Source organism: Sphingomonas sp. Root720, from assembly GCF_001428605.1.
In the GTDB taxonomy this organism is placed as follows: domain Bacteria; phylum Pseudomonadota; class Alphaproteobacteria; order Sphingomonadales; family Sphingomonadaceae; genus Rhizorhabdus.
Genome location: NZ_LMID01000010.1, coordinates 495,578 through 508,805 on the forward strand (window position 1 = coordinate 495,578; position 13,228 = coordinate 508,805).

Below are 13,228 nucleotides of genomic sequence, written 5' to 3' on the forward strand. Positions count from 1 at the left end.
CTTATGTCGTCGCGTTCGTTTCAGTAGATGTCGAACAGTCCCGCCGCCCCCATGCCGCCGCCGATGCACATGGTCACCACCGCACGCTTCACGCCGCGGCGCCGTCCTTCGAGCAGGGCGTGGCCCGCCATGCGCGCGCCCGACATACCGAAGGGATGCCCCATCGCGATCGCGCCGCCGTCCACGTTGAGCCGCTCCTGCGGGATGCCGAGCCGGTCGCGGCAGTAGAGCACCTGGCAGGCGAAGGCCTCGTTCAGTTCCCACAGGTCGATATCGTCGACCGTGAGGCCGTTGCGTTCGAGCAGCTTGGGCACCGCGAAGACCGGGCCGATGCCCATCTCCTCGGGCGCGCAGCCCGCGACCGCCATGCCACGCAGCGCGCCGAGCGGCTTCAGCCCGAGCTTCGCGGCCAGCCCCGCCTCCATCAGCAGGCAGGCGGCGGCGCCGTCCGAAAGCTGGCTCGAATTGCCGGCGGTGATGTACTGCCCTTCGGCGATCACCTCCCCACCCGAAAAGACCGGCTTCAGCGAGGCCAGCGCCTCGAGCGTGGTGGCGCCGCGCGCCCCTTCGTCGCGGTCGAGCGTGACGGTGCGGCTGCTGGTCTCGCCGGTCGCCTTGTCGGTGACCGCCATCTCGGTGGCGAGCGGCGCGATCTCGTCGGCGAAGCGGCCGGCGGCATGCGCCGCGGCGGTGCGCTGCTGGCTGGACAGCGAATATTCGTCCTGCGCTTCACGCGTGACGCCATAGCGGCTGGCGACGATCTCGGCGGTCTCGATCATCGGCATGTACATGTGCGGCGACGCCGCGATCACCGCCTTGGATCGGGCGCGATAGGCATTCTTGTGCTTGTTCTGGGTCAGGCTGATCGACTCGGTGCCGGCGCCGACCGCGACGTCCATCCCGTCGAACATGATCTGGCGCGCGGCGATCGCGATCGCCATGAGACCCGACGAGCATTGCCGGTCGACCGTCATCCCCGCGACGCTGTCGGGCAGGCCGGCAACCGCCGCCGACAGCCGGGCGAGATTATAGCCCTGGCTACCCTGCTGCGCGGCGCAGCCCATGATGACGTCCTCGACCAGCGCGGGATCGATCCCGGCGCGGCGGACGACCTCGCCGACGACATGGCCGCCCAGCACGGGCGCCTCGGTGTCGTTGAAAGCGCCGCGATAGGCCTTGCCGATCGGGGTGCGGGCGGTGGAGACGATGACGGCTTCACGCATGGGGACTGGACTCCGGATAATAGCGGCTGATCGTGTCGATGACGCAGGCGGGCTTGGTCTCGCCCTCGATCTCGACGGTGACGCGGACGGTGCTCTGGATCGCGCCCTTGATCTCCTCGACGCCGACGATCTCGGCGGAACCGCGGACGCGTTTGCTGACCTTCACCGGGTTGAGGAACCGCAGGCGGTCGGCGCCGACATTGACGCCCATCGCCACGCCGCGAACCTCGATGAGGTCGGGCAGGAACAGGTTGACGAGGCTCATCGTCAGATAGCCGTGCGCGATGGTGCCGCCGAACGGGCCGTCGGCGGCGCGGACCGGATCGACATGGATCCACTGATGGTCTCCGGTCGCCTCGGCGAACCGGTCGACCCGGGCCTGGTCGATGACGAGCCAGTCGCTGGGCCCGAACTTTTCTCCCTCGCGGCCGAGCAGCCCGGCGGGGGTGGCGACGACCAGCCGGCTCATGCCTGCTGGCTCGACACCGAGAGGACTTCGCCGGTCATGTAGGAAGAGAGGTCGGAGGCGAGGAACAGCATGACGTTGGCGATTTCCCACGGTTCGGCGGCCCGCCCGAAGGCTTCCTTGCCGACCAGTTCCTCGAGCAGGCCCGGCGGGGTCACCTTGCTCAGCGCCGGATGCATGGCGAAGCTCGGCGCGACCGCGTTGATCCGCACGCCATGGTCGGCGGCTTCGAGCGCCGAGCAGCGGGTGAAGGCCATCACCCCGGCCTTGGCGGCGGCATAATGCGACTGCAGCTTCTGCGCGCGCCAGCCCAGCACCGAGGCGTTGTTGACGATCGCGCCGGCCTGCCGCTCGTACATGTGCGGCAGGATCGCGCGGGTCATGCGGAAGACGCTGTTCAGCGTCACGTCGATCACGCGGAACCACTGGTCGTCGGTCATCTCGACGACCGGGGCATTGCCGCCGAGCCCGGCATTGTTGACCAGCACGTCGACATGGCCGAGCCGGTCGATCGCGGCGGCGACCAGGGCGCGGACCTGCTCCTCCTGGGTGACGTCGCAGGCAAAGGTCTCGGGGCGCGGCAGGCCCGTCGCGGCGATGCGGTCGGCGGTCTCACCCAGCCGCCGCTCGTGCATGTCGGACAGCATCAGCGTCGCGCCCTCCTCGGCGGCGCGCTGCGCCAGGGCGCCGCCGATGCCGCTGCCGGCGGCGGCGGTGATCAGCATGGTCTTGCCGGCCATCATGGCTGATGGACGCGGATATTCTGGTGCGGGTCGCGCCACGGCTGGTCTCTCCTATCCGATGTCGCCGCGCGGCTCGCGCGGCAGGCCGAGCGCACGCTCGGCGATGATGTTGCGCTGGATCTGGTTCGTGCCGCCGTAGATCGTGTCGGCGCGGCTGTAGAGAAACAGGGTCGACAGATTGCCAAAGGCATAGTCGTCGCCCTCGGCCAGTTCGCCGTCGATGCCGAGCACGTCGATCGCCAGCTCGCCCAGGCTGCGACGCCAGGTCGCCCACTGGATCTTGTAGGTCAGCGCCGCCGCCTCGACCGCGCCGCCCGATCCGCCGCTCAGCATGCGCAGCGCACCGTAGCGCATCAGGCGCAGGCCGATCTCCGCCTTGGCGATGCGTTGCCGGATCAGCGGGTCGCGTGCCTTGCCATTCGCCTTCGCCGCGTCGATCACCTCGTCGAGCTCGTTGCGGAAGCCCATCTGCTGGGCGAGCGTCGACACGCCGCGCTCGAAGCCGAGCAGCGCCATCGCCACCTGCCAGCCCCGGCCCGGCTCGCCGAGGATGTTCGCGGCGGCGGTGCGCGCGCCGTCGAAGAAGGTCTCGTTGAACTCGGCGTCGCCGGTAATCTGCCGGATCGGCCGGACGGTCACGCCGGGCTGGTCCATCGGCACCAGCAGGAAGCTCAGCCCCTTCGGCCCCTTCGATCCTGGCTCGGTGCGGGCGACGACGAAGATCCAGTCGGAAAATTGCGCGAGGCTGGTCCAGACCTTCTGGCCTTCGATGACCCAGTCACCGTCCTCGCACCAGGCGCGGGTGCGGACATTCGCCAGGTCGGACCCGGCATTGGGCTCGGAATAGCCCTGGCACCAGAGCTGCTCGCCTTTGGCGATCGCCGGGAGAAGGCGCGCCTTCTGCTCGTCGCTGCCATAAGCGAGGATCGTCGGGCCGGCGAGTTCGACGCCGATATGGTTGAGCCGGGGCGGCGCCCCCGCGCGGGCATATTCCTCGGCGAAGATCACCTGCTCGGCGAGCGTCGCGTCGCGCCCGCCATAGGCCTCGGGCCAGCCGATGCAGCCCCAGCGCGCCTCGCCCAGCCGCCGTTCCCACAGCCGCCGCCGATCGGGCGACGCGGTCAGGCTGGTGATGCCGCGCAGGTCGGCGAAGGGGCCCGACAGCTCGGCCTGGAGCCAGGCGGCCGTCTCGGCGCGGAACGCCTCTTCCTCGGGGGAGAAACCGAGCCGCATCAGGCCGCCCCTTCCAGGCAAACGGCGTCCAGCCCGATCAGGGTCGCGATGCACTCGCGGTGCCAGTCGGGGGTGCCTAGCAGGGTCGCGTCCGACTGGGCGCGCTTGAAATAGAGATGGGCATCATGCTCCCAGGTGAAGCCGATGCCGCCGTGGAGCTGGATCATGTTGCCCGCGCAGAAGCGATAGGTGTCGGCCGCCAGCGCCTTGGCGCAGTGCGCCGCCATCAGCGCGTCGGGCGCATCCTCGTCGGCGGCGCAGGCCGCCCAGTAGACCGCGGAGCGTGCCTGCTCGATCTCGACCATCATGTCGGCGAGGCGATGCTTGATCGCCTGGAAACTGCCGATCGCCCGGCCGAACTGGACGCGCTCCTTCGCATAGTCGACGGTGCGATCGAGGCATGCCTGTGCCCCCCCGAGAGCATCGGCGGCGATCGCGACCCATCCCGCGCGCGTCGCCGCCTCGATCGCGGCCGGGCCATCGCCCAGCAGCTCCGCCTCGACCCCGCCCGTCTCGATGCGGGCATAGGGCCTTGTCTGGTCCATCGTCGTGCACGGCGTCACGACGGCGGCCTCGCGCGACAGCAACGCAACGCCGCCGTCCGCCGCGATCACGAACAGGTCGGCGACCGCGCCGTGGGGAACATGGTCGATCCTGCCGTGGAGCCTGCCGCCGTCGATCCGGCCGCCTTGCGCGAAACTGCCGATCGCCTCCCCCGAGGCAAGCCTGGGCAGCCAGTGGTCGCGCTGTTCGTCGGTGCCGCCGGCGAGCAGCGCCTGCGCGGCCAGCGCGGTGGCGAGGAGCGGCAGCGCCGCGACCCGGTAGCCGGCCGCTTCGGCGACGATCGCGCTTTCGACCTGGCCGAGCCCGCTGCCGCCATGGGCCTCGGGCAGGGCGAGGCCGGCGAGCCCCAGCTCCTGCGACGCGGCGCGCCACAGCTCGGCATCGTGGCCGTTCGCCGTCTCCATCGCCGCGCGCGTCCGCTCGCTCGTCGCCTGGTCGGCGAAGAAGGACCGGACGGTCTCGGCGATCATCGCCTGCTCATCGGAGAAGCTGAAGCGCATCGCGGTCAGCTGCCCCACACCTTGCGTTGCGGCTTGCGCTCCGCCAGCAGGCCGGCGACCACCGGACCGAGATCGGCGGGGTTCCAGCGTTCCTGCTTCTCGACCGTCGGGCCGAGGTCCCAGCCATCCTCGAGCGAGATGCGCCCGCCTTCGAGCTCGAACACGCAGCCGGTCACGTCGCGCGACTGGGCCGAACCCAGCCAGACGACGGTCGGCGCGATATTGTCGGGGTCCTGCACGTCGAAGCCGCTTTCGACCTTCGCCATCTTCTCGGCGAAGGCGCCCTCGGTCATGCGGGTGCGCGCGGCCGGGGCCAGCGCATTGGCGGTGATGCCATAGCGGGCCAGCTCGGCCGCCTGCACCAGGGTCAGCGCGGCGATACCGCCCTTCGCGGTCGAATAGGCCGACTGGGCCATCGATCCCTGCAGGCCGGCGTTGCTGGTGGTGTTGATGATCCGCGCGTCGACGGGATTGCCCGCCTTCTGCTGCGCCCGCCAATGGTCGACCGCATGGCGGCTGACGCAGAAATGGCCGCGCAGGTGGACGTGCATCGTCGCGTCCCATTCCTCGAGCGTCGCGGAGACGAACATGCGGTCGCGGACGATGCCGGCATTGTTCACCACCACGTCGAGTCCGCCGAAGCTGTCGATCGCGGTACGGACGATCCGGCCCGCCGCGTCCCAGTCGGTGATGTCGTCATAATTGGCCACGGCCTTGCCGCCCGCCGCCCGGATCTCCTCGACCACCGCATCGGCGGCCGAGGTGTCCCGGCCCTCACCGTGCAGGCTGGTGCCGATGTCGTTGACGACGACGTTGGCGCCTTCCTTCGCGAAGGCCAGCGCATAGGATTTGCCCAGGCCGCGCGCGGCGCCGGTGATGATGACGGTGCGGTCCTGGCAGATACCGGCCATGGTCAAGCTTCTCCCTGATGATGTCTGTCGCGCAGCCGGACCGGGATCGCGCCGGGCGTCGGCCGGGGCCGGTCGGCCTCGGGCGCGTCGAGCGGATCGCAGGGCGCGAAGCCGTCGCGGCACCGGCGCGCGAGGATCTGATATTCGCCCTCCCCGTCGGCGCGCCATCCGATCTCGCCGGCACCCAGGGTGCGGCGGATCGTGGCGGGATCCCCGGCCAGATAGCTGCGCGGCGGCGCGCGCATGTCGGACTTGACGATCGCCCCGGCGCGGATCAGCGATTCGTCGCCGACCTCGGCTTCGTCGAGGACGATCGAGCGCATGCCGACCAGGACATTCTCTCCCAGCCGCGCGCCATGCACGATCGCGCCATGGCCGACCGTCGAACCCCGGCCGATGATGCAGTCGCTGACCGACGAGGTGTGGAGGATGCAGCCTTCCTGCACGCTGCTGTCGCCTTCGACGACGACCCGGCCGAAATCGCCCCGCAGGGTGGCGGTGGCCGCGATATAGCAGCCCGGCCCGATGATCACGTCGCCGACGATCTGCGCCGCCGGATGCACGAAGCTGCTCCGGTCGACCACGGGCCGAAGCCCTTCGAAGGCGTAGCAGGCCATGTCAGAGCCGTTCGAGGATGGTGACATTGGCCTGCCCGCCACCCTCGCACATCGTCTGGAGCGCATAGCGGCCGCCGCGCCGTTCCAGCTCGGCGAGCATCGTCGTCATGATCCGCGCGCCCGTGGCGCCGAGCGGATGGCCGAGCGCGATCGCGCCGCCGTTGACGTTGACCCGATCGTGCGGGATGCCCAGCTCCTTCATCCAGGCGAGCACGACGCTGGCGAACGCCTCGTTGCATTCGAACAGGTCGATATCCTCGATCCGCAGGCCGGTCTTCGCCAGCGCATGGCGGGTCGCGGGGATCGGCGCGGTCAGCATCCACACCGGATCGTCGGCGCGCACCGACAGATGGTGGATTCGCGCGCGCGGCTTCAGGCCATGGTCCTTCACCGCCTTTTCCGACGCGACGAGCAGCGCCGCCGATCCGTCGGCGGTCTGGCTCGACACGCCCGCGGTGATCCGCCCGCCCTCGATCAGAGGATTGAGCGCGGCCATCTTCTCCAGCGAAGTCTCGCGCGGGGTCTCGTCATGGGCGACCTCGCCGACGGCAACGATCTCGCGATCGAACCAGCCCTGCTCGCGGGCATGGATCGCGCGCTGGTGGCTGGCCAGCGCGAAGCGCTCCATGTCCTCGCGGCTCACCTGCCATTTCTCGGCGATCATTTCGGCCGAGCGGAACTGGCTGACCTCCTGGTCGCCGTAGCGTGCCTTCCAGCCGGGCGAGGTCGAGAAGGGATCGGGAAAGCCATAGGCCTGTCCCGCCCACATCGCCGCCGAGATCGGGATGGCGTTCATATTCTGGACGCCGCCCGCGACGACGAGATCCTGGGTGCCGCTCATCACCCCCTGCGCGGCGAAGTGAACCGCCTGCTGGGCCGAACCGCATTGCCGGTCGATCGTGACACCCGGGACATGCTCGGGCAGCCCCGCGACCACCCAGCAGCTCCGCGCGATGTCGCCCGCCTGGCTGCCGATCGTGTCGCAGCAGCCGAAGATCACATCCTCGACCGCGCCCGGATCGACCCCGCTACGCTTCATCAACTCGGTCAGGACATGGCCGCCGAGATCGGCCGAATGGATGCCGGCGAGGCCCCCCTTCTTGCGCCCGACGGGGGTGCGGACCGCATCGATGATATAGGCTTCGGCCATCTCTCTTCCTCAATCGAAACTGTGCGCGGGGCCGATCGGCAGGGTCCCGCCGATCACGGCCGCATCGACGCGGGCAAGGTGGAAGGCGCGATCGCCCCAGGCGCCGGCGAGTGCCCAGGCGCGCTTCATCCAGAAGTGGAGATCGACCTCATAGGTATAGCCCATCGCGCCATGGATCTGGATCGCGACTTCGCCGACCGACCAGGCGAGGTCGCCCGCGGCGATCTTGGCATGGCTGACATGGACCGGCGCGCTCGCCAGCCGCTGTTCGAGCGCGAGCGCCGCCCGCAGCACCACCGGACGAGCGAACTCTACCGCCACCGCCGCGCTGGCGAGGTGATGCTTGACCGCCTGGAAGGCGCCGATCGGCTGGCCGAACTGGGTGCGCAGCTTGGCATAGTCGGTCGCCTGCGCGAGCATCGCCTCGGCCAGTCCGACACCTTGCGCGGCGGCGAACAGCGCGGCATGGTCGAGCAGCGCCGACGCGGTACCGATGTCGCTCCCCTCTGCCGCGACCGGGGCGAAGAGGCGGCGCAGCGGATCGACGCTGTCGAGCGGCTCGACCTCTGCCGGGGCGGCCCCGAGCAGCAGGCGGCCGTCACGATCGGCGAGCAGGTGGGTGGCGCCGTCGAGATCGGCGACCCAGCCGTTGACCGGATGCTGGAGCGCGACCTGCGCCTCGCCGGTGGCGATCGCCCCGAGCAGCGCTTCCTGCCCGCCGGCCGCCATCAGCAGCGGCGCGGCGACGAAGGCAGCGTCGGCCAGTGGCTCGGCCACGCCGGCGCGGCCCAGCTCGATCGCGATCAGCGCCGCATCGACCAGCGACAGGCCGAGTCCGCCCTGCGCCTCGGGGACGAGCAGGCCGCGCAGGCCCATCTCGGTCAGGCCCTGGCGAAGCTCGTCCGAGCGACGGCTGTCGCTGAGATCGAGCGCGCGGAGCCGCTCCACGCCATGGACGCCCGCCAGATAGTCGCGAACGCCCTCGACCAGTCCGGCCCGGTCCTCGGAGATACGGAAATCCATGGCGTTATCTCGGCAGGCCGAGCAGCCGCTCGGCAATGATGTTGCGCTGGATCTCGTTCGACCCGGCATAGATCGGCCCGGCGAGCGAGAAGATATAGCCTTCGAGCCAGTCGTTGGCGTGGCCGTCGGCAAGATTGGGGCCGGCCAGCTGGCGGAGCTCGGCGGTGGCGCCGAGCAGCTGCATCGCGGTGCGGTGCATCGCCCGGTCGAGCTCGGACCAGAAGATCTTGTTGAGGCTGGCCTCGGCGCCGATCTGGCCACCCGCCATGATCTTCGAGGCGACCGCATAGGTGTTGTAGGCATAGGCCTGCGTGCCCATCCATGCCGCCATCACCTGCTCGCGCGCGACGGGCGAGGCCTTCGCCTCATGCTCGCGGAACAGCGCCACGAGCCGCGCGGCGACCGCCTGGAAGCGCGCCGGGCTGCGCAGCATCAGCCCGCGTTCGAAGCCGGCGGTGGCCATCGCCACGTTCCAGCCCTCGCCTTCGGCGGCGATGCGGTTTTCGACCGGCACGCGCACCTCGTCGAAGAACAGCTCGGCGAAGCCGGGATCGCCGTGGAACTGGCGGATCGGCCGGCGGGTGATGCCGGGCGAATCGAGGTCGAACAGGATGAAGCTCAGCCCCTTGTGACGCTGCGAATCCGGATCGGTGCGGAACAGGCCGAAGCCCCAGTCGGCGAAGCTGGCGCGCGACGACCAGGTCTTCTGCCCGCTGATCACATAATGATCGCCGTCGCGGACCGCCTTCGTCTTGATCGCCGCCATGTCCGATCCGGCATTGGGTTCGGACCAGGCCTGCGCCCAGATCACCTCGCCCCTCGCCATGGGCGTCAGGAAGCGGGCCTTCTGCTCGTCTGTGCCATATTCCATGATCGTCGGGCCGAGCAGGAAGATCCCGTTCTGGTTGGCGCGCAGCGGCGCCTTGGCCCGGTAATATTCCTCTTCGAAGATCAGCCACTGGATCAGGTCGAGCCCGCGCCCGCCATAGGCTTCGGGCCAGGTGACCATGCCCCAATTGCCCTCGGCCAGCTTGCGCTCCCACGCGACATGCTGGTGGTAGCCGTCCTCGCGCTCGAGCGTGACGAGCGGACGGGGCGGGACGTTCGCCTCCATCCAGCCACGCACTTCGGCGCGGAAGGCCTGTTGCTCGGCTGTGTAGGCGAGATCCATCAGAACTTCGCCGCGTCGCCGGTCTGGACGAAGGCGTCGCGCGACTTCTGGCTGTCCTCGTGCATGTACATCTCGAAGGTGAAGCCCTGCTCGAACCGGTAGCCATGGTCGACGTCGCGCGGCTCGATGCCGTTCAGTGCCTGCTTGGCGATGGTCAGCGCCTTGCGGCTCTTGCCCGCGATGATCGCGCAGAAGGCCCGCGCCTCCTCGACCAGCCGGTCGGCGGGAACCACCGTCTCGACCCCGCCGAGCCGGTACGCTTCCTCGGCCGGGATCCGCCCGCCGGTGAAGAAGGCCGCGCGGACCTTGTGGAGCGGCAGCATGCGCGACAGGTGGCTTGCACCGCCCATCGCGCCGCGGTCGATCTCGGGCAGCGAGAAATAGGCGTCGTCGGCGGCGATGATCGTGTCCGACGCGCCGCAGATGCCGATACCGCCGCCGATCACGAAATTATGGACCGCCGTGACGACCGGAACCTCGCAGTCGCGGATCGCCTTGAAGGTCAGATAGTTGCCGCGGTTGAGCAGCGCGATCCGTTCGGGATGCGCCTGCATCTCCTTGATGTCGACGCCGCCGCAGAAGCCGCGCCCCTCGGCGCGGATCAGCACGACATGAACCGACGGATCGCTGCCGATCCTGTGGACGATCGCCGGGATCTCGTTCCACAGCGCGCTGTCGAAGGCGTTGACCGGCGGATGATCGAAGACGATCTCGCCGATGCGGTCGCGGATATCTGTACGGATCGGCATCTTTCTCTCCTCAGCCGCCGGCGAGCGCGGCGAGGCGCGCCCGCGCCTCGGTCTCGATCCGGTCGAGCAGTTCGGCGCAGCTCGGCAGCGCGTCGATGCGGCCGGCGACCAGCCCGGTCGCCAGCAGGCCATGGACGATATCGCCATCGACCACCGCCTTCTGGATCAGGGTTGGCGCGGCGGCCGCCATCATCGATCCGACCAGACCGCCGTCGCCGTGCGACGCCATCGCGCGCGCCGCCTTGATCAGTTCGCCCCAGCGCGCGCCGGTGCGGCGCTTCATCGCCAGTCCGCCCTCGATCGCGCGCATCCACAGGCCAATGCGGCCCGATCGCTCGATCCGGTCGAGCAGCGGGGTGCGCACCATCCGCTGCGGCATGCCGTCGATCTTGCGGCTGACGACGATGTCGTCGGTGCCGGCCTTCAGGTAGATCGCCTTGGCCGCGTCGGGCACCGGGCTTTCCAGCGTCATCAGGAATCGCGTACCCATCGCGATACCGGCGGCGCCATAGGCCAGCGCCGCCGCCAGGCCGCGCCCGTCGCTGAAGCCGCCCGCCGCGACCACCGGCACATGCACCGCGTCGAGCACCTGCGGCAGCAGCACCGTCGTCGCGACCGCGCCGGTATGGCCGCCGCCCTCGCCGCCCTGCACCGTGATCATGTCGCAGCCGAGCTGGACCATCTTCCGGGCGTGCTTCACCGCGCCGACCGTCGGCATGCAGACGATGCCGGCATCGCGGAAGCGCCCGATCATCTTCGCGTCGGGCCCGCGGCCGAAACTGACCGCACGGATCTGGTCGGCATTGGCGAGGATCGCATCGACGATCGCCGCCGCGCCCGGCTGGAACATGTGGAAGTTGACGCCGAAGGGCCTGGCCGTGCGCCGCCGAACCTCGGCGATCGTGGCCGCCGCCTCGTCGGGGGTCATCACCGCCGCGCCGAGGAAGCCGAACGCCCCCGCCTCGCACGACGCCGCGACCAGCGGCGGCTCGGCCACCCAGCCCATCGCCGTCTGGACGACGGGCAGGCGGCAGCCGAGCTTCTCGGTCAGCGGGGTCCGGAGCGGATCGCCCATCTCAGCGCTTCACGATCACCGAGGAGCCATGGCCGAACAGGCCCTGGTTGGCGGTGATGCCGACCTTCGCGCCCTCGACCTGCCGCTCGCCGCCCTGGCCGCGCAGCTGCCAGGTCAGTTCGCAGACCTGCGCCAATGCCTGGGCGGGGACCGCCTCGCCGAAGCAGGCGAGACCGCCCGAGGGATTGATCGGCATACGGCCGCCGATCCGGGTCGCGCCGTCGCGCAACAGCCCGGCCGCCTCGCCGCGCCCGCACAATTGCAGATCCTCGATCCAGTCGAGCTCGAGCGCGGTCGACAGGTCGTAGACCTCGGCGACGTCGATATCCTCGGGGCCGATGCCGGCCTCGGCATAGGCCTTGGCCGGCAGCGCCGCACGGAAGCTCTTGGCCGGCGCCGCGACGGCGCTGTCGGTGGCGAGGTCGGGCATCTCGATCACCGCCGAGGCGAAGGTCGGCGTGACCGTCGAGATCGCGGCGATGCGGGGCGCGTCGCCCTTGCCGACCCGCTTCGCATAATCGAGGCTGGAGACGATCAGCGCCGCGCCGCCGTCGGAGGTCGCGCAGACGTCCATCAGGCGCAGCGGATCGGCGACCATCGCCGAGGCCGCGACATCGTCCATCGTGAACTTCTTGCGATAGCGCGCGCGGGGGTTGGTGAAGCCGTGCTCGGCGTTCTTCACCTTCACGCGGGCGAAATCCTCCTGCGTGTCGCCGTAGATCTCCATCCGGCGGCGCGCATAGAGTGCGAAATAGGTCGGGTTGGTGATCCCGACCCGGAAGCGCAGCCAGTCGGGATCGTCGGGACGATCGCCCTTGGCCGGGGCGAGGAAGCCCTTGGGCGTGGTGTCGGCGCCGACGACCAGCGCGACGTCGGCCTGCCCCGAAAGGATCTTGGCGCGGGCGGCGGCGAGCGCCTGCGAGCCGGAGGCGCAGGCGGCATAGCTGGTGTTGACCTCGGCCCCCTGCCAGCCGAGCGCCTGGGCGAAGGTCGACCCGGCGACATAGCCCGGATAGCCGCAGCGCATCGTCGCCCCGCCCGACACGAAACCCACGTCGCGCCACGGCACGCCCGCGTCGGCCAGCGCCTCGCGCGCGGCGGCCACGCCATATTCGACGAAGTTGCGGCCCCATTTGCCCCAGGGGTGCATGCCCACTCCGAGGATCGCGATCTCGCCGCTCATTTCACGTCTCCCGCGACGGGGCGCCAGTTCCAGGTGGACTTGGTCCCGGGGTCGCCAGCGTCGAGCAGGGTGCCGGGGACCAGCTCCATCTCCATGCCGGCGCGCAGGTCCTCGACCCCGACGCCGTCGACGACCTGCCCGAGGACGATCATCTTCTCGCGATCGAGTTCGACCGCCGCGATCGCATAGGGGACGAAGGGGTCCGCCGAGACATAGGGCGCGGGCGGCTGGTAACAGCTGTTGGTGAAGGACCACAGCTTGCCGGTGCGCGACAGGCGGACCTGCTCGAAGCTCTCGCTCGCGCAGTCGGGATTGCGGCAGAAGCTTTCGAGCTTCGGAAAATAATAGGTGCCGCAGGCGCTGCACCGCGACCCGAGGAGCGCCAGCCCGTCCTCCCCCATCGCGAACAGGCCGTCCACGACGGGCGCCAGACCGGTGGCGTCCATGCCCTGCTTGTCCAAGCCCCATCTCCCGCATCGTTCGTTGACGGGAGCCTAGGGAGGGGCGGAAACCTCGCCCATCACCATTTGAGGGGGGCCGGTCGCTTTCGCGAGGGTGCGGCCATTAGAGAGCCCGCGACATCCGCGCTCCCCATTTGGGGGTTCCGATCAGCGATCCCG

General features: G+C 69.9%; 14 protein-coding genes. All 14 read right to left on the reverse strand.

Features of this window, described 5'->3' with window-relative positions:
- Window positions 1–20: 20 nt before the first annotated feature.
- Genes ASE22_RS09670 through ASE22_RS09735 form a run of 14 tightly spaced genes read right to left on the reverse strand, consistent with a single transcriptional unit; the run spans window position 21 to window position 13,069 of the window.
- Window positions 21–1,223, reverse strand: a complete 1,203-nt coding sequence (locus ASE22_RS09670; protein WP_056358062.1) for an acetyl-CoA C-acyltransferase — start codon at window positions 1,221–1,223, stop codon at window positions 21–23.
- Complete coding sequence (locus ASE22_RS09675; protein ID WP_056358065.1) at window positions 1,216–1,692, reverse strand: MaoC family dehydratase; 477 nt, start codon at window positions 1,690–1,692, stop codon at window positions 1,216–1,218. Before ASE22_RS09675 ends, ASE22_RS09670 begins: the two co-directional genes overlap by 8 nt.
- Entirely contained in the window at window positions 1,689–2,429 is a 741-nt protein-coding gene (locus ASE22_RS09680) for an SDR family oxidoreductase (RefSeq protein ID WP_235536224.1), read from the reverse strand. Before ASE22_RS09680 ends, ASE22_RS09675 begins: the two co-directional genes overlap by 4 nt.
- 54 nt (window positions 2,430–2,483) lie before the next feature.
- Window positions 2,484–3,665 carry an acyl-CoA dehydrogenase family protein gene (locus ASE22_RS09685; protein WP_056358070.1) on the reverse strand — a complete coding sequence of 394 codons (1,182 nt, stop codon included), beginning with the start codon at window positions 3,663–3,665 and terminating at the stop codon, window positions 2,484–2,486.
- Entirely contained in the window at window positions 3,665–4,747 is a 1,083-nt protein-coding gene (locus ASE22_RS09690; RefSeq protein ID WP_235536223.1) for an acyl-CoA dehydrogenase family protein, read from the reverse strand. Before ASE22_RS09690 ends, ASE22_RS09685 begins: the two co-directional genes overlap by 1 nt.
- Window positions 4,735–5,640, reverse strand: a complete 906-nt coding sequence (locus ASE22_RS09695; RefSeq protein ID WP_056358073.1) for an SDR family oxidoreductase — start codon at window positions 5,638–5,640, stop codon at window positions 4,735–4,737. The genes ASE22_RS09690 and ASE22_RS09695 overlap by 13 nt, the downstream gene beginning before the upstream one ends.
- 2 nt (window positions 5,641–5,642) lie before the next feature.
- Window positions 5,643–6,257, reverse strand: coding sequence for a gamma carbonic anhydrase family protein (locus tag ASE22_RS09700; protein ID WP_056358076.1), 615 nt, complete (start codon window positions 6,255–6,257; stop codon window positions 5,643–5,645).
- Window position 6,258: 1 nt separating this feature from the next.
- Entirely contained in the window at window positions 6,259–7,407 is a 1,149-nt protein-coding gene (locus ASE22_RS09705; protein ID WP_056358079.1) for an acetyl-CoA C-acetyltransferase, read from the reverse strand.
- A 9-nt stretch (window positions 7,408–7,416) separates the two neighbouring features.
- Window positions 7,417–8,430, reverse strand: a complete 1,014-nt coding sequence (locus tag ASE22_RS09710) for an acyl-CoA dehydrogenase family protein (RefSeq protein WP_056358082.1) — start codon at window positions 8,428–8,430, stop codon at window positions 7,417–7,419.
- Between the two features lie 4 nt (window positions 8,431–8,434).
- Complete coding sequence (locus tag ASE22_RS09715; RefSeq protein WP_056358085.1) at window positions 8,435–9,601, reverse strand: acyl-CoA dehydrogenase family protein; 1,167 nt, start codon at window positions 9,599–9,601, stop codon at window positions 8,435–8,437.
- Window positions 9,601–10,350 (reverse strand): enoyl-CoA hydratase family protein, encoded by a 750-nt coding sequence (locus ASE22_RS09720; RefSeq protein WP_056358087.1) that lies wholly within the window; start codon window positions 10,348–10,350, stop codon window positions 9,601–9,603. Before ASE22_RS09720 ends, ASE22_RS09715 begins: the two co-directional genes overlap by 1 nt.
- A gap of 10 nt (window positions 10,351–10,360) precedes the next feature.
- Complete coding sequence (locus tag ASE22_RS09725; protein WP_056358089.1) at window positions 10,361–11,425, reverse strand: NAD(P)H-dependent flavin oxidoreductase; 1,065 nt, start codon at window positions 11,423–11,425, stop codon at window positions 10,361–10,363.
- A gap of 1 nt (window position 11,426) precedes the next feature.
- Entirely contained in the window at window positions 11,427–12,608 is a 1,182-nt protein-coding gene (locus ASE22_RS09730) for a lipid-transfer protein (protein WP_056358092.1), read from the reverse strand.
- Window positions 12,605–13,069, reverse strand: a complete 465-nt coding sequence (locus tag ASE22_RS09735; protein ID WP_235536222.1) for a Zn-ribbon domain-containing OB-fold protein — start codon at window positions 13,067–13,069, stop codon at window positions 12,605–12,607. The genes ASE22_RS09730 and ASE22_RS09735 overlap by 4 nt, the downstream gene beginning before the upstream one ends.
- Window positions 13,070–13,228 lie beyond the last annotated feature (159 nt).